The following is a 15,589-nucleotide window of genomic DNA, read 5'->3' on the forward strand; positions in this document are numbered from 1 at the left end:
ATTTAGGAGGGATATACATGAAGAAATTATTGGTTTTATTGACAGTTCTTTTGGTAGGATTATTAGTTATGTCTGAAACAATCACATTTTGGACAACACAGGTGGAGTCTGATCGTCAACAAAGAATCAAAGCATTAGCACAAATTTTTAACGCTCAAACTGGTCATACAATAGAAATAGTACCTATCGAAGAAAATGAGATATTGAGACAAATTCCAATAGCTCAAAAATCTAACACATTACCAGACGTTATAGAAGGTGGAATTTCACCAATGATTCTTTTAGGAAGTCAAGGATTTATGGATGTAGAAAGAAACACAAAAATAATAGAAGATTTTGGTGATGTCTATAATGGGGCAGCAAGGTTATTGTCAAACGGAGAAGGTAATCATTACGCAGTTCCATTTTCAGCGTGGGTTCAAGGAATTTGGTATAGAAAAGATTGGCTAGAGCCAAGACAATTAGGCGAACCAACAAGTTGGTACAACCTTTTGACAGCCGTTAAAGCTTTAAACAATCCTGCTGAAGGAGTTTATGGATTGGTTCTTCCTAAGGCAGCAGATGCTTATACGGAACAAGTTTTTTCAGAAATAGCTTTGTCAAACGGTGCAAGACCAATAGACACTGAAGGAAATATTATGTTTGATTCACAAGAGATGATCGAAGCCTTTAGATTCTATAAGGAATTGGGGAAATATGCAAAACCAGGATTTACAAGTGTTATGGATGCTTTAAAGGGATATCTATCTGATGAAGTTGCAATGATATTTTATTCGACATATGTAATGGATGACATAGCAGTAGAAGAAGTTCAAAGAGGAAGAGTAGATGATTTTAACCCTGAATTAGTTAAGAATACAGGTTTTGGAAATAGAATGTACAATATTAAACCATCATCTTTTGGAGAAATTGTTGCTGTAAGTGTTTTGGATACTTCTAAGAATAAAGATGTAGCTGAAGAATGGATAAAATTCTTGATGACAGAGGATAATTACATTTATTATCTACATATGGCTCCTGGTGGAATGAATCCAACAAGATCATCGATTGCTGAATCGGATAAATTTTTAGATAATCCTATACTTTCTAAATATGATAAAGATCAAATCACTGGAATAGTAGCAGCTCTTGATGAAGTTGAAAGATTTGAATTCTTGGATGGTGAAATAATCGATGAAATGAGTCAATTGTCAGCTAACTTTGTTATAGGTAAAGCAATCAATTATATGTTTGCAAATGATTGGACACCACAAAGAACAGCTCAATGGGCACAACAAGAAGCAGAAAGAATATTAGGCAAATAATATCTAATTTGAAATATTGGGGAGAAGAAATTCTCCCCGTTTTATTGAGGAGGAGTATATATGAAATTTTCAGAGCTATCTCCTATGAGACAAAGAGAAGCTAAATTTGGGATGAAACTTATTGCACCAACAGTTATAATTATAGCCTTATTAATTTTATATCCAGTTTTTTACAATATATATTTGAGTTTTTTTGATGTATCAATTTCGCCAAATGAGGGAAACACTTTTTTGGGGGTACAAAACTATATTAACGTGTTAACTGATTCAACTTTTTGGGTTTCTTTTTGGAAAACTATAGCTTTCACAGTTATAACTGTTGTTGGGAGCATAATTTTGGGAGTAGGTGTTGCAATCCTTATGAATAAAGAATTCCCAGGTAGGGGGATTGTTAGAGGACTGCTTTTGTTACCTTATGTTACACCTTTAATAGCAATAGTTTTTGCTTGGAAATATGTATTTTTACCTATAGATGGCCCATTGGTACAATTGTTAGCGAGTTTAAATATAATGGATCCAGGAACAGATGTTATCAATAACCCAAATAATGCTTTCTTGGTAGTTTCTTTTTTCAATATATGGAGGAACTTTCCATTTATTTATTTAATGATGCTTTCAAGACTTCAATCAATTCCAGATGATTATTATGAAGCTGCAGAAATTGATGGAGCAAATGGTTGGCAAAAATTCTGGAATATAACATTACCAGAATTGTATTTTGTAATTGGTTCCGTTGCTTTGCTAAGGGGAATTTGGAATTTTTATAAATTCGACGAAGTCTACCTTATGTCAAAATTTGCTGGGACATTACCAGTGTATATATACGAAAAAGCTTTTACGGGTGTACCTGAACAGGGTGTAGCTGCATCTATAGCAACTATTCTTTTCATATTTATGTTTGGTTTGATAGCCTTTTACGTGAGGAAGGTGTTAAAATGGTAAGAAAAAAATCAATATTCAGAACAATAGGGTTTTGGTCATTGATAATAGTATTAGTGGTTTTTGTAGCTTATCCATTTGCCTACATGGTTTCTGTTTCTTTTAGAAATGATACAGATGCTTTTGAAAAAGGGTTGATTCCAGAAAATCCCACTTTTGATACATATTTACAGTTGTTAGGGTTTAAAGAATCTATAAGAGAAGAACTCTCAGATGAACAAAGGCAATTACAGGAATTAGTGAAAAATTTGCCTGCTGAAAAGCAAGAAGAAATACTGGGTAATATTGCCGCTGAAAGGAAAAAAGAATCTTTTCCATTTATAAGGTTTTTTAGAAACAGTTTACTAATTGCTGGATTAAGTGCCTTGTTTAGCCTAATTATATCTATTTTAGGTGCATACGCTTTTTCAAGGGTATGGTTTCCAGGAAGGGGATTAGTTCAAAGAGGGGTGTTGTTAGTATATCTATTTGGTGGAACCATATTAGCAGTTCCTTTGTACCAGATTTTTGTAAACATTGGACTAACAGGCTCTGGACCAAAAGGAATGGTTTCGTTATTCATTATTTATATTGTTCAAACATTGCCGGTTTCTTTGTATATGCTTGGAAATTATTTTAGAACTATTCCAGAAACTATAGAAGAAGCTGCTATAATAGATGGGAGTAGTAGATTTGGTGTTATATGGAGAATTATAATACCATTATCTTTACCAGCTATTATCACAGTTTTTATATATGCATTTATGATCGCTTGGAATGAATACTTGTTTGCATCTATTTTTGTCAGAGCATATCCCCAATTTCACACACTTCCAATCGGTTTAAATGAAATTTTTTATTCAGAACATGCTATATGGGCTAAGATGATGGCTGCCTCAGTCTTAACTTCTATACCAGTAGTTGGTTTATTTATGTTGATGCAAAAATACCTAACAGGAGGACTAACAGCTGGAGGGGTTAAAGAATAGCCAAATTTGGTAGGTGATTTAGTATGGTGATACAAAAAATAAAAGGAATATACAATTCGTTAACAAATTCAGAGAAAAAAGCTGCAAATTATATAATTGAAAGACCAGGGGATGTTATACATTACTCTATAACAGAGCTCGCTAATTGGTCAGAAGTAAGTGAAACGACAGTTTATAGGCTTATAAAAAAGATAGGTTTTACAGGTTACCAAGATTTTAAAATGTCTCTTGTAAAGCAGCTAAGCCAACCAAGTATAGAAGATGAAAGCATAGATGATATTTATGCGGCAGTTTATAACAAGACTGTGAATATGCTTGAATATACTTATCAAAACATAGACAAAGAAAAGATAAATCTGGTTGCAGAAAAGATTAAGAATGCAAGGAAAGTTTTATTTTATGCAGTTGGAAGGTCTTATTCAGTTGCACTGGATATGAGTTTGAAATTGGCAGCTCTTGGTATAAGTTCTGAAGCATATTCAGATCCTCATATGCAAGTTATGGCAGGAGCGGCAGCTGACAAACATTGTGTTGTCATATCCATTAGCCATTCAGGTATGATTAGAGACGTATATAAATCAACTGAAGTTGCAAAAGAAGCAGGAGCTTTCACCGTTTCTATAACTTCTGGAGTTGAATCTCCTTTAAGTAAAATATCTGAACTAAAAATATACACAGCTGCGAATCATCCTGACGAAAATGAATACACTTATAACAGAATAGCCGAGATGTTTGTTATGGACATTATATATAGAGTTTTAATACAAAAGATAAATCCAGAAAAACATTTTGAAAAACTATACAAGATAACAAATACAAAGAGGTTCTGAGGTGATCTAAATGAAAAAAGAGATAAGCGTCGAAAAAAGATTGAAAAAACTATATCCTGAAAGCTCAGAATATTTGCTAAAAAAAATAAAAGAGAAGGTAAATAAATTCAATGACTCTATAGAAAATACTAACAGTTATGAATTAAATGAAAACAAATCTATTTTGATTACATATGGTGATTCAATTAAAGACGAAAGCCATTCTTTGAATGTTCTTGAAAAGTTTATGGAAGAGTTCGTGGGAGACAGTATAAACACAGTTCATATATTGCCGTTTTTCCCTTATTCTTCTGATGATGGGTTTTCTGTTGTTGATTACAAAAAAGTGAATCCAGACCTTGGAACTTGGGAAGATATTAAAAATTTTTCGAAACACTATTACTTGATGTTTGATGCGGTTGTAAATCATATTTCATCGCAGAGTGATTGGTTTAAAGGCTTTCTAAGAAATGACCCAAAATATGATGATTATTTCATAACAGTTGATAAAAACACAGATCTTTCGAGTGTGACAAGGCCCAGAGCACTACCTCTTTTGACTAAATTTGATACTCCAGAAGGAGAAAAGTATGTTTGGACAACTTTTTCTGAAGACCAGATAGATTTGAACTATAAGAATCCAGAACTTTTGTTGGATATAATAAACGTGCTACTTTTTTACGTTAAAAATGGTGCCTCTTTATTGAGGTTAGATGCCATTGGATATATTTGGAAAGAAGTTGGGACGAGTTGTATTCATCTAAAACAAACTCATGAAATAATCAAACTTTTCAAAGATATATTTGATTCAATAAAAGGACAAGTAATAATAATTACAGAGACAAACGTTCCACATAAAGAGAATGTGAGTTATTTTGGAAATGGTGAAGATGAAGCGCAGATGGTCTATAATTTTTCTCTTCCTCCATTAGTGTTAAATGCTTATCAAATTAATTCATCTAAGCATATTTCTAAATGGGCATCTGGATTAGAATATCCTTCTGATAAAACTACATTTTTCAATTTTTTGGCTTCTCATGATGGAATTGGGTTGATGCCAGTTAAAGGCATATTAAGTGATGTAGAAATCGATAATCTCATAAAAAAAGTTGAAAAAAACAATGGGAAAGTTTCTTACAAAACTAATTCAGATGGTACTCAGTCACCTTATGAAATGAACATTAATTATTTTGATGCTCTATACGATGAAAGAGATTCAATAAAAGAAAACATAAACAAATTTTTGGGGGCTTATTTTATAGCATTTTCTCTAAGGGGAATACCTGGGATATATATACACAGCTTGATAGGATCGAGAAATTGGGCACAAGGTGTAAAAGAATTAGGCTATAACAGAGCAATTAATAGAGAAAAATTAAACTATGAAAACTTAAAAAAAGAGATTGAAAAAAAAGGATCATTTAGAAACCAAATTTTTTACTCTATGAAGCATTTACTTGAAATTAGAAAAAACCACAAAGCTTTTTCTCCAAAATCAGGTCAAGAAATCTTATCAATTTGTGATCAAGTTTTTGCCATCAAAAGATTTTGTGAAGAGGAAACAATTGTGGCAATAGCAAATCTTTCAAAAGAAGAAGTAACTATAAATCTCAACGAAATATCGAATGATAATTCAGCTACTGAAATTATCAAAGGTAAAGAAATAAAAAATAAAATTTCTATTGAGCCATACGGCTATACCTGGGTGAAAATATGATAGAAAATATAGATAAATCCACAAAACAAAGAGAAATGATGATAGATTACACAGAAGAAATATTAGAATCGATCTCCCTTGAAAATATTATGAAAGATAAGATAAAATATTCTGAAGGTATTTTAACTTTGGGGGAAAATAAATTCAAAGTATCTGACAAAACATATGTTTTTGGTTTTGGGAAATCTTCAGCTGCAATGGCGGAAAAAATAGAAAAGCTTTTTGATATTCATTTAGAAGGATTAATAATAACAAAGGATGGTTATGAAAAAAATCTGAAAAACATAGAAATACTTTCCGGAGCTCATCCTTATCCAGATGAAAGAACTTTTCAAAATTCTGATAAATTAATTGAAAAACTAAAAATGGTTGAAAAAAACTCCACTGTAATATTTTTGATATCAGGAGGGGGTTCTGCTTTATTTGAAAAGGCTGAAGATGATATATCCTTAGAAGATTTAAAAATAACAAACAAAATCCTTTTAAAGTCAGGGTTGGATATCAAAAATATTAATGTAATTAGAAAGCATATTTCCGGGGTTAAAGGCGGGAAGTTGTTAAAAGTATTAAAAAACAAAAACTGTCAAATTTTTAACTTAATAATTTCTGATGTTGAAAACAACAATTTATCCACAATAGCCTCTGGTCCAACAAATTATGATGAATCGACTTTTTACGATGCGACCAAAATAATTGAAGAAAAGAATCTAAAAAATATGTTACCAAAAAAATTGGTTGATTTTATGTATAAAAATTTGGAAATAAAAGAGAAAGAAACTTTGAAAATTGAAGAGTTCAAAAAATACAAAGTTAAAAATTTTTTTATTTCGAAAGTTGAAGAAGCTGTTATAAGAGCATACAATATATTGAATAAAAAGGGAATAAAAACACATATTTTATCAACAGATTTATATGGAGATAGTTTTGAAGCAGGGAAATTTACAGGTTCCATAGCTTTAGAGATCAAAAAATACGATAGGCCTTTTAGAAAACCTTGTATTCTTATATCAGGTGGTGAAACCACTGTAAATGTAGAAGATTCTCATGGGATAGGTGGTCCTAACAAAGAATTTGTACTTGGTTTTGTAGATAGGATCAAAACTCAAAAAGGAATAACTCAAATAGCTATTGATACTGATGGAACAGACGGCCCTTGCGATTCTGCAGGAGCTATTGGAGATTTTAAAACTTACGAAAAGATAAGAAGAAATTATGAATACAATAAGGTTGTAAACTCTAAAAATACAGAAGAAATATTTAAAAAGATAAACGATCTTGTTATAACAGGGCCAAAAGAGTCAAACTTAAACGATTTGAGAATAACTATAATTGAATAAATAAAGAAAATACCCGACCTAAATAAATAGGTCGGGATAACTTAAAGTATATATATTCAATAGTAAACCCCACATTACGCTCTGTTTTGAAAAAATTATGCTTTAATTAAACTTCAATCATCACTATTATATACTAAATATTGGGGCTTGTTGTATTTTTTATATGATGATTCATTTAAAATATCTTAAATATATCGACCCAAAAATTAATTAAACAGTTAACATAAAAACAATAAATGTAATATTTTGCTGTTTTATGGGCACATGAAGATAAAATTATTTGATTTTCGATTTATCTTTTTAAATTTCTAATTCTTTCAATTAAAGTTGGATGAGAATAATTGAGTTTTGCATATAAAGGATGTGGATTCAAATTGGACAAATTTGATTTTGATAATTTTTTTAACGCTCTAATCAAATGTTGTGGATCTTTATATTTTTTAGAATAATTATCAGCTTCAAATTCGTGTTTTCTACTCATTGCACTCAAGATATAACCTACAAAATTAAAAATACTTCCTACAAAAATAAACGAATATGTTAGTTTTGTATAAATCATTTCAACTCCAAATGTTTCTGTTAAAAAGTTTGACTCAGTGAGAAAAAATACTATCAGAACTATTGAAACCATCAAAAAAATAGAGAAAAACAAGTCTTTTATTATATGGTTAAGTTTGTAGTGACCAGCTTCATGAGCAAAAATCGCTTCTATTTCATCTTCGTCATGATTTTCCAAGAGGGTGTCAAACAGAACGATTTTTTTTGTTTTACCAAACCCTGAGAAGAAAGCATTTGAATGTCCAGTCCTTTTTGAAGCATCCATCACATAAATTTTTGAAACATCGAAGCCCGCATCTTTTGCAATATTAACTAATTTGTTTTTTAAGTTTTCGTTTTCTAAAGGAGTAAATTTATTGAACAGAGGCATTATAAATTTTGGGTATAACCAACTTGCTATAAATTGCACACCTATGATTATTAAAGATACGATTATCCACCAATTTTCAAAAGTTAGAATTCCTTCCATGATTAGATATATCATGCCTGCACCTAAAACAACAGACAAAACAATACTCTTTATATTGTCTATTATAAAAGTTTTCATTGTTGATTTGTTAAATCCAAATTTTTGCTCTATTTTGAAGGTGTTGATATAATTAAAAGGTAAGGAGATTATATAATTAACTACTCCAAAAAATCCAAAAAACAAAAAAGATTGGTAAATAATATTATCAGTTAAATTAACAGCAAAATTTTCAACATAAGGAAAGATAAAGAGAATAAATAAAATATTTGCTATGACTGTTAAAATGTGAGATGCAAAACTAATCAAATTTTTGTCTGCAGTATACTCTTTTGATCTTTCAAATTCATCCCAAGTTATCTCGCCTTTCATTTCATCTGGAATTTCTCTCAAAGGAGACGTTGAGTAATTAAGATTAAGCCTTGAAAGAAAAATATCAAAAAATTCTGAAAATAGGTAAATTCCAAGAAAAATATATAAAAACATTTTTTCACCCCTTATTTAGTTTTGTCAAATCATATTATAACTTATTTATATCAAATAAAAAAAACAGGATGTTATCACATCCTGTTTTTAATCTATATGTTTTATATATAAATTACCAATTCATCATTCCGTGTCCGTATCCGTTATATCCTCCAAAACCTCTATTTCTGTTATAACCAGGTCCAAAACCACAATTACCATAATTACCGTAATAATTTGAGTCATTATAATCGATGAAATATGATTCGTCATTAATGGAGGCTTCCACAGCGAATATTACATCCGTTGAAAAAAAGTTTTGTTCTATTTGCCCATTGATTTGAATTGTCTGTCCAGTTTTAACAGGGATAGTACTGTATTTGTTTAATAAAAGTCCAAAATTTACTACATATTCTTTTCCTGAACTATCTTCAGCCATTGCCAAAGGTCTTGAGGTATCTATTTCAGTAATAGTTAAGTTGTAAGTTTTTAAGTTTTCATCCAAAGAATTTGAAGTATCGTTCCAATTAGCCCAAGAGCTGTAGCCAAATGAAAAAACCAAGCTAACTCCAAATAAAACGGTTAATATAAGTAAAACACTTTTTCTCATATAATCTCATCTCCTAATTTAAAATATTGTTTTTTTTATTTTTGTATTCTTCTTCGCTAATTTCTCCGTTAACATATTTTTCGTTTAAAATTCTTAATGCTTCGTCAACGGAATTTCTCTTTTGATAATTTTGCCCATTGTTTGTAAGGTTATTATTATTATTCCTAAAAACAAAGTATAGTACTATAACTATTATTAGAATCCAAAAGATTCCCATAAAAATTCCACCTCCTGACCACATTCCATTCCAAAAATATCCATGCATCATATTTCAACACCTCCTATAAACGTGTGTTTTTTGATTAAATCAATCTACATCTATATTATAATTTTCAATTATGTAAGAATTATGATTTTATATATTTTTTGGTAATTCTATAATAAATTTTGTTCCTTCATTTATTTTCGATTCTACTTTTATTGTGCCATTTAGTTTTTCAACATTATTTTTAGTGATAAAAAGGCCTAATCCTGAGCCGTTTGTTTTTTCTGTTGGAACTCTATAATACGCATCAAATATATTTTGTATATATTTTTCATTAATTCCTTTTCCATTATCTTCAATATATATTCTTACTTTTGAATTTGTTTCTTCAATTTTAATTGATACTTTTTTTGAACTTGAATATTTGTAAGCATTGGATAATATATTGTAGATAGATTGATTTATTAACGATTTATCCGATTTTATATTCAAGTGTTTTTTATCGATGTACTCTAATTTCATACCATTTTTCTCGAACTGATATTTCATTCCACTATATATTTTTCTAATTTCTTCATTCAAATCAAATTCGGAAAAAAGTACGGTTTCATTTCCATTTTCATAATCATAAATTTCTTTTATATTTTCTGTTATATGGGATAATTTTTCTGTTTCTTCAAGAAGGCTGTTTAACCTATCTTCATCGAAATCAATAATATCATCCTTTTTACCTTCTAAATTAGATTTAAGAATCATAATAGGAGTTTTTATTTCGTGTGTTAGTTTGTCTAATTCTTCTTTTTTGAGAGATTTTTTTAGTTTTAATTTTGTAGAAATGTTCTTTAAAGTATTTTGAATTTCTCTTATTTCCAAAATTTTCGATTCTTTAAAATTTATATCTTCATCATGGTCTATTTTGTTGGCAAGTTCCACAGTTTTTTTGAAATCAAAGCTAATTATTTTACTAAAAAATATACTTATTATTATTGTTAAAACAGAAACTAATGAAATTGAAATTAAAGAACCAGATATCAAAGAATCGTAAAAATAATTAATGTTCTCAGTGTTTTCTATATTCATGTTTCTTTTGATTTCTAAATATCCATAAAGACTTTCATTCTCTTCTAAATCGTATATATCAGTTTTTAAATTCGTGTTTGTATTTCTCATATTCATCATTTGGTTGTGCATATTTAACATTACATTTCCAGTTCCAAGTATATAATTTCCCTCTTCATCGTAAATAGCTATTTCTGAAATTGGGTCTTCTATAAAATTTTCTAATTGTAAAATCACCTGATTTTTTGTTATTTCATTGTTTTCTAAATAATCAGTAGTAATATTTTTTATCATTTCTATTTTGTTATTGTATTCTTCAATAACATAACTTTTGAAATAGTTGTTGACAAAACCACCAAAGATGAAACTATTAATTACTATAGAAATTAGCACTATTGCTAAAATGCTTAATAATAATATTTTTCTAAGGCTAATTTTCATCACTTCCCATTATATAACCAAACCCATATTTTGTTTTTATATATTTTGGGCTTCTGGTGTTAGTTTCAATTTTTTTTCTAATATTTTTGATATAAGAATCTATATTTCTGTCAAATCCATCATATTCAATCCCAAAAGAATTCTTTATTATTTTTTCTCTGGAGAGAGGTATGTCCACATTTTCAAAAAAGGTCCTTAAAATTTTGAATTCTTTTGAAGAGATCTCTATATTTTCTCCGCCTTTATATAATTTTTGACTAACTAAATCCAACTTCAAATCATCATAAATAAGTAATTTTTTTTGTTTGATAGGTTTATAAGCTCTTTTTATAATAGCTTCTACTCTTTTTACTAATTCCTTTGGACTAAAGGGTTTAACAATATAATCATCAGCACCTTTATTGAATCCAGTTAATCTATCTATTTCATCTTTTTTGGCTGTTACTATAACAACGGGAACATCAGAAATAGTTCTTATTTCAGAAAGAACTTCAAACCCACTTATTCCGGGCATCATTATGTCCAAAATAATCAGATGATAGTCGTTATTACTAAATTTTTCAAGAGCATCAATCCCATTAAAAGCGACGTTAGTTTCAAAATCATTCTTTTTTAAATATTTATCTATAATTTCAGAGATTTTTTTGTCATCTTCAACCAATAAAATTTTATAACTCATAAATTTTCCTCCAGTTAACCCTATGGCAGAGGGGGGTATTAATATACTAACTCTTAAATATTTTTCTAATATAAAAATCATATTAAAATTAGCAAAAAGGCACTAATATTTATAAAAGCTACCATACCCATAACTGTTGGAAGTAGATTTAAATAATTAAGAATTTTTTGTATTCTAAAAAAATAAAAAAGTTGTCTTGAAAATACTCAATTGAAAAGAGTATTGAAATGGGGGTTTTTGTTACCGAGATAACATTTGATAGCTTAAGACAAAACTGTAGTTATAATAAAAAAGAAACAGAGTACAATTTACTCTGTTTCTTCTAAATTAGTTGAACAACAAGATTTCCCTTTCTTCTTGAACAAAAATCTATATACTAAGTATCCAGCTATTCCTAATATTAAAACGCTTATAAAAATATCCATTATTTCACCTCTTTTAATTTATCCCCCTATATAGGGGTAGTTAAATTCTAACTACAAAAAATTATGAAAATATAAAAATAGTATTAACTTTGTGTATAAAAGTAAAAAATAAAAGGAGCTTATCGCTCCTTTTATGTTATGAATTCATAGCTCATGTAAGATATGTAGATTAACAATAATATCAAACCTTCACCTTTTGTCAGTTTGTGGTCTTTTCTTAAGAATAACCAAAGTAAAACTGTGGATATTAAAAGAACCAAAATTGTTATGTTGTCTCCAGGATTAAAAGGTATAGGGGTAATCGTAGTTGAAGCAGAAAGAACTAATAAAATATTAAAAATATTGGATCCCACTACATTTCCAACGGCAATATCGTTATTTCCTTTTCTCACTGCAGTTATAGAAGTGACGAGTTCTGGTAAAGATGTTCCAGTTGCCAAAATAGTTAAACCTATTATTTTTTGGGAGATTCCAAAGCTTTCAGAAATTTTTACTGCGTTGCTAACAATCCAATCTCCACCCAAATAAAGCATAAAAATACCAAGCACCACAAATATAAAATCTTTTATTTTTAAACTGTTATTTTGATCTTTGCTTTTATTGTTTTCTAAATTTTGATCTTTTGCATTTTCAAAAACGTAGTAAAAGAAAATTACAAAAAACAATAAAAGAATTAGCCCATCGCTCAAAGACAATAAGTTATTTCCTTGATTCAAGATCAAGTCGTTTACAAGGACCAATAAAACTAAAGTAACCAAAAAATTCATTGGAATTTCTTTTTTTACTGTTGATTTTTGAACTCCAATAGGAGCAATTAATGAAGTAATCCCCAGAATTATCAAAGTGTTGAATAGGTTGCTCCCCAGTACATTGGATATAGCTAAATCAGTATTACTCGTAGAACTAGAAATCAAATTTACTATTAGTTCAGGGGTAGATGTTCCAAAGGCAACTATGGTAAGGCCAACTATCAATTGAGATATTCCAAAATGACGTGCAATATTGGATGCTCCGTCAACAAGAAAATCAGATCCTTTTACCAATAAAATGAATCCTAATGCTAAAAAAATATATTCCATTTTTCACCCCAAATTTTGCATTTTAAGTTTTTAATAGCTATTATTACTGATTAGATAAAAAAATTATACTTATTTACCAAATATTAAAAAATAATTTCGTTAAATTAATATATCAAGTGATATAATAATTATGAAAGTATACAGTTTTATTTATAGCTTAATTTTTTAACCCATCCCCCCAAATTCCCCCAAGGGATTTGGACCCCCCTGTTTTCAGGGGGGATTTTTATTACACTATAATTAGATCCTTACTCAAGCTATTGAGATTTTCATAGCCATTTTTAAGTACTAATATGTCGTCTTCAATTCTAACTCCAAATTTGCCGTCCAAATATATACCTGGTTCTATAGTAACTACATTTCCGGCTTTTAAAGTGTGTTTTGATCTCGGTGAAACACTTATGTTTTCGTGAACTTCTATTCCCAAACCGTGTCCAAGACCATGACCAAAATATTCTCCATAACCAGCTTCTTTTATAATTTCTCTTGCTATTTTATCTATATCAAAACCGCTTTCTCCTGCTTTCACAGCTTTTATTGCTTCTTTGTTGGCATTCAACACAGTGCTATAAACATTTCTTACTTCGTCTGTTATCGATTTTACTCCAATTGTTCTAGTTAAATCAGCATTATAACCTTTGTACCTGGCCCCAAAATCTATTACTATCATATCTCCTTCTTCCAGCTTCTTTTCTGATGCTATGCCATGAGGAAGAGCTCCTCTAAAACCAGATCCAACTATTGTGTCGAATCCTGGTTTTTCAGCACCTCTTTTTTTCATTTCAAATTCCAATACAGCAGCGAGATATTTTTCAGTTATACCAGGTTTTACGTAATTGAGCATTTCAACAAAGGCATCTTCAGATATCTTTATGGCCTTTTTCATGGTTTCTATCTCTTCAACGGTCTTAATATTTCTCATGCTTTCAAGTTGTTCATCGATATTTACAATATTCCAATTTTTGTTTTTAAAAATTTTATCATAATCTCTATGGTAAATCTTTGAGTATTCTATTCCAATATTTTGGATTTTTAAAGAATTTAGTTCTTCTTCTATAGTTTCATAAATAGTTCTTGTCCCAGTTTTAACCAGTGTTAATTCATCTGTAAGTATTTCTTTCACTTCTTCAGTATATCTTGAATCTACCAAAATTTTTGCACAGTTTGGAGTTATTATAAGTGCTCCGTCATTTCCAGAGAATCCTGTTAAGTAGAAAATACTGGGTGTTGAGCCTTCTGTGTTGAAAAGTAACATAGCCTCTAAATCGTTATCTTTCATAAACTTTTGTATAATTCCAATTTTCAATTAAATCCCATCCTTTCTTTATAATATATTATTTTCTATTATAACATAATATAATGGATATTTTTTTATGCTAAAATGATATTGACTTATAAAAAAAGAAAAAGTATAAAATGTTATGAATAACTTGAAAAATTGCATAAAAAATATAAAGAATAATATTAAAAAAGGAGAATGTATGAAAAAGAAATTATTATGGATAATATTGTTAATATTTATAGGATTTATTGTAATATATGGGTTTTATAATAATATAAGTTTTAGATTAAATAGTAGGAAAATATATGGTGAAAAAGCGGAATTAAACATTGCATTAGGGCCAAATTTTTGGGGTGAAGTTAAAAAAGAATATGAATTTAGTTTAGATGGTGAAGCAGTAGTTGAAATATCAGTATCGAGCGGAATATTAAGTAAAGAAACAGAAGTGAAATTAATGAAAGATAATGAAGAAATGTTGTACAACGATAGATTTATAAATGAATACAAAGGAAAAATTTCATTTGAATTGACAGAAGGTGATTACAATTTAGAAGTTATATATTATAAAGGGATATTCAACCACCTTGTTTTTTCATTTGATATAAAAGGTTTAGAATTTACAGATGATTAATTGGGGGTATTAAGATGGAGTTTTTTGATTCTGAGATGTTTAAATGGGTGATTATGCCATTAATAATCTTTGGAGCAAGGATTTTAGACGTTTCGCTTGGGACAACAAGAATAATTCTTGTTTCTAAAGGTAGAAAAGGTCAAGCGGCAATATTGGGTTTTTTTGAAGTTATCATATGGCTTTTGGTTGCAGCACAGGTAATAAATAAAGTAGATAACGTTGTTTATATAATAGCCTATGCAGCAGGATTTTCCGCTGGTAGTTATATAGGGATAATGATAGAAGATAAGTTGGCTATAGGACAAATGGCCTTGAGGCTTATTATAAAAAAAGATCCAACTGATTTTATTAGTGCTTTGAGAGAAAATGGGTTTGGAGTAACTTTAGTTCCAGCTGAAGGTAAAGACGGAACTGCTTATATTGTTTACAGTATAATATCCAGAAAGAAGATAAGACTATATGAAGAATTAGCAAACAAATATGTACCAAAAGCTTTTATATCCTATGAAGATGTTAAAAACGTTAGAGAAGGTTATTTTCACAAAGAAGAGAGAAGAGTTATGATAAGATCAGTATTTCCGATAAGAAAGGCTAAATAAATTTAAAGGACAAGAA

General features: G+C 29.3%; 16 protein-coding genes. 8 read left to right on the forward strand and 8 right to left on the reverse strand.

The features are described from left to right. Positions 1-17 precede the first annotated feature (17 nt). Genes BLS00_RS09375 through BLS00_RS09400 form a run of 6 tightly spaced genes read left to right on the forward strand, consistent with a single transcriptional unit; the run spans position 18 to position 7,074 of the window. Complete coding sequence (locus BLS00_RS09375; RefSeq protein WP_091405298.1) at positions 18-1,304, forward strand: ABC transporter substrate-binding protein; 1,287 nt, start codon at positions 18-20, stop codon at positions 1,302-1,304. 60 nt (positions 1,305-1,364) lie between these two features. Continuing rightward, positions 1,365-2,246 carry a carbohydrate ABC transporter permease gene (locus BLS00_RS09380; RefSeq protein WP_091405302.1) on the forward strand — a complete coding sequence of 294 codons (882 nt, stop codon included), beginning with the start codon at positions 1,365-1,367 and terminating at the stop codon, positions 2,244-2,246. Beyond that, positions 2,240-3,211, forward strand: a complete 972-nt coding sequence (locus BLS00_RS09385) for a carbohydrate ABC transporter permease (RefSeq protein ID WP_091405305.1) — start codon at positions 2,240-2,242, stop codon at positions 3,209-3,211. Before BLS00_RS09380 ends, BLS00_RS09385 begins: the two co-directional genes overlap by 7 nt. A gap of 23 nt (positions 3,212-3,234) precedes the next feature. Further along, positions 3,235-4,041, forward strand: coding sequence for a MurR/RpiR family transcriptional regulator (locus BLS00_RS09390; RefSeq protein ID WP_091405308.1), 807 nt, complete (start codon positions 3,235-3,237; stop codon positions 4,039-4,041). 10 nt (positions 4,042-4,051) lie between these two features. Further along, positions 4,052-5,737: an alpha-amylase family glycosyl hydrolase gene (locus BLS00_RS09395; protein ID WP_091405309.1), complete on the forward strand. Its 1,686-nt coding sequence runs from the start codon at positions 4,052-4,054 to the stop codon at positions 5,735-5,737. Then, the gene (locus tag BLS00_RS09400) at positions 5,734-7,074 is read left to right on the forward strand and encodes a glycerate kinase type-2 family protein (protein ID WP_091405312.1); all 1,341 of its coding nucleotides are present in this window, start codon (positions 5,734-5,736) and stop codon (positions 7,072-7,074) included. Before BLS00_RS09395 ends, BLS00_RS09400 begins: the two co-directional genes overlap by 4 nt. 292 nt (positions 7,075-7,366) lie before the next feature. On the opposite strand, the gene BLS00_RS09405 is transcribed toward BLS00_RS09400, so the two are convergent. The 8 genes from BLS00_RS09405 to BLS00_RS09435 all read right to left on the reverse strand — a co-directional run bounded on the left by BLS00_RS09405 (position 7,367) and on the right by BLS00_RS09435 (position 14,340). Next, a complete protein-coding gene (locus BLS00_RS09405) occupies positions 7,367-8,584 on the reverse strand; it encodes a M48 family metallopeptidase (RefSeq protein ID WP_091405315.1) in 1,218 nt (405 codons plus the stop codon). A 112-nt stretch (positions 8,585-8,696) separates the two neighbouring features. After that, a complete protein-coding gene (locus BLS00_RS09410; protein WP_091405318.1) occupies positions 8,697-9,173 on the reverse strand; it encodes a hypothetical protein in 477 nt (158 codons plus the stop codon). A gap of 13 nt (positions 9,174-9,186) precedes the next feature. Continuing rightward, on the reverse strand, positions 9,187-9,441 hold the full coding sequence (locus tag BLS00_RS09415; protein WP_091405321.1) for an SHOCT domain-containing protein: 255 nt from the start codon (positions 9,439-9,441) through the stop codon (positions 9,187-9,189). 87 nt (positions 9,442-9,528) lie between these two features. Further along, complete coding sequence (locus BLS00_RS09420; protein ID WP_091405322.1) at positions 9,529-10,878, reverse strand: sensor histidine kinase; 1,350 nt, start codon at positions 10,876-10,878, stop codon at positions 9,529-9,531. Then, positions 10,868-11,557: a response regulator transcription factor gene (locus BLS00_RS09425; protein WP_091405324.1), complete on the reverse strand. Its 690-nt coding sequence runs from the start codon at positions 11,555-11,557 to the stop codon at positions 10,868-10,870. The genes BLS00_RS09420 and BLS00_RS09425 overlap by 11 nt, the downstream gene beginning before the upstream one ends. Positions 11,558-11,865: 308 nt before the next feature. Then, complete coding sequence (locus BLS00_RS10650) at positions 11,866-11,982, reverse strand: FeoB-associated Cys-rich membrane protein (RefSeq protein ID WP_176759896.1); 117 nt, start codon at positions 11,980-11,982, stop codon at positions 11,866-11,868. Positions 11,983-12,113: 131 nt separating this feature from the next. Further along, entirely contained in the window at positions 12,114-13,061 is a 948-nt protein-coding gene (locus tag BLS00_RS09430; protein WP_091405327.1) for a calcium/sodium antiporter, read from the reverse strand. Between the two features lie 229 nt (positions 13,062-13,290). Beyond that, positions 13,291-14,340 (reverse strand): M24 family metallopeptidase, encoded by a 1,050-nt coding sequence (locus BLS00_RS09435; RefSeq protein ID WP_135403168.1) that lies wholly within the window; start codon positions 14,338-14,340, stop codon positions 13,291-13,293. Between the two features lie 202 nt (positions 14,341-14,542). On the opposite strand from BLS00_RS09435, the gene BLS00_RS09440 reads away from it, so the two are divergent. After that, the gene (locus BLS00_RS09440) at positions 14,543-14,974 is read left to right on the forward strand and encodes a hypothetical protein (RefSeq protein ID WP_091405332.1); all 432 of its coding nucleotides are present in this window, start codon (positions 14,543-14,545) and stop codon (positions 14,972-14,974) included. A 14-nt stretch (positions 14,975-14,988) separates the two neighbouring features. Then, complete coding sequence (locus BLS00_RS09445; RefSeq protein WP_091405334.1) at positions 14,989-15,573, forward strand: DUF2179 domain-containing protein; 585 nt, start codon at positions 14,989-14,991, stop codon at positions 15,571-15,573. Positions 15,574-15,589 lie beyond the last annotated feature (16 nt).

The organism is Geotoga petraea (genome assembly GCF_900102615.1).
GTDB classification, from domain to species: Bacteria; Thermotogota; Thermotogae; order Petrotogales; family Petrotogaceae; genus Geotoga; species Geotoga petraea.

What these genes read in the sequence shown, in the direction of transcription:
- BLS00_RS09405 (WP_091405315.1), bottom strand. Translation starts at nt 8,584, where the DNA reads ATGTTTTTATATATTTTTCTTGGAATTTACCTATTTTCAGAATTTTTT.
- BLS00_RS09440 (WP_091405332.1), top strand. Translation starts at nt 14,543, where the DNA reads ATGAAAAAGAAATTATTATGGATAATATTGTTAATATTTATAGGATTT.
- BLS00_RS09390 (WP_091405308.1), top strand. Translation starts at nt 3,235, where the DNA reads ATGGTGATACAAAAAATAAAAGGAATATACAATTCGTTAACAAATTCA.
- BLS00_RS09420 (WP_091405322.1), bottom strand. Translation starts at nt 10,878, where the DNA reads ATGAAAATTAGCCTTAGAAAAATATTATTATTAAGCATTTTAGCAATA.
- BLS00_RS09395 (WP_091405309.1), top strand. Translation starts at nt 4,052, where the DNA reads ATGAAAAAAGAGATAAGCGTCGAAAAAAGATTGAAAAAACTATATCCT.
- BLS00_RS09445 (WP_091405334.1), top strand. Translation starts at nt 14,989, where the DNA reads ATGGAGTTTTTTGATTCTGAGATGTTTAAATGGGTGATTATGCCATTA.
- BLS00_RS09430 (WP_091405327.1), bottom strand. Translation starts at nt 13,061, where the DNA reads ATGGAATATATTTTTTTAGCATTAGGATTCATTTTATTGGTAAAAGGA.
- BLS00_RS09375 (WP_091405298.1), top strand. Translation starts at nt 18, where the DNA reads ATGAAGAAATTATTGGTTTTATTGACAGTTCTTTTGGTAGGATTATTA.
- BLS00_RS09435 (WP_135403168.1), bottom strand. Translation starts at nt 14,340, where the DNA reads ATGAAAGATAACGATTTAGAGGCTATGTTACTTTTCAACACAGAAGGC.
- BLS00_RS09410 (WP_091405318.1), bottom strand. Translation starts at nt 9,173, where the DNA reads ATGAGAAAAAGTGTTTTACTTATATTAACCGTTTTATTTGGAGTTAGC.
- BLS00_RS09380 (WP_091405302.1), top strand. Translation starts at nt 1,365, where the DNA reads ATGAAATTTTCAGAGCTATCTCCTATGAGACAAAGAGAAGCTAAATTT.
- BLS00_RS09400 (WP_091405312.1), top strand. Translation starts at nt 5,734, where the DNA reads ATGATAGAAAATATAGATAAATCCACAAAACAAAGAGAAATGATGATA.
- BLS00_RS09385 (WP_091405305.1), top strand. Translation starts at nt 2,240, where the DNA reads ATGGTAAGAAAAAAATCAATATTCAGAACAATAGGGTTTTGGTCATTG.
- BLS00_RS09415 (WP_091405321.1), bottom strand. Translation starts at nt 9,441, where the DNA reads ATGATGCATGGATATTTTTGGAATGGAATGTGGTCAGGAGGTGGAATT.
- BLS00_RS09425 (WP_091405324.1), bottom strand. Translation starts at nt 11,557, where the DNA reads ATGAGTTATAAAATTTTATTGGTTGAAGATGACAAAAAAATCTCTGAA.
- BLS00_RS10650 (WP_176759896.1), bottom strand. Translation starts at nt 11,982, where the DNA reads ATGGATATTTTTATAAGCGTTTTAATATTAGGAATAGCTGGATACTTA.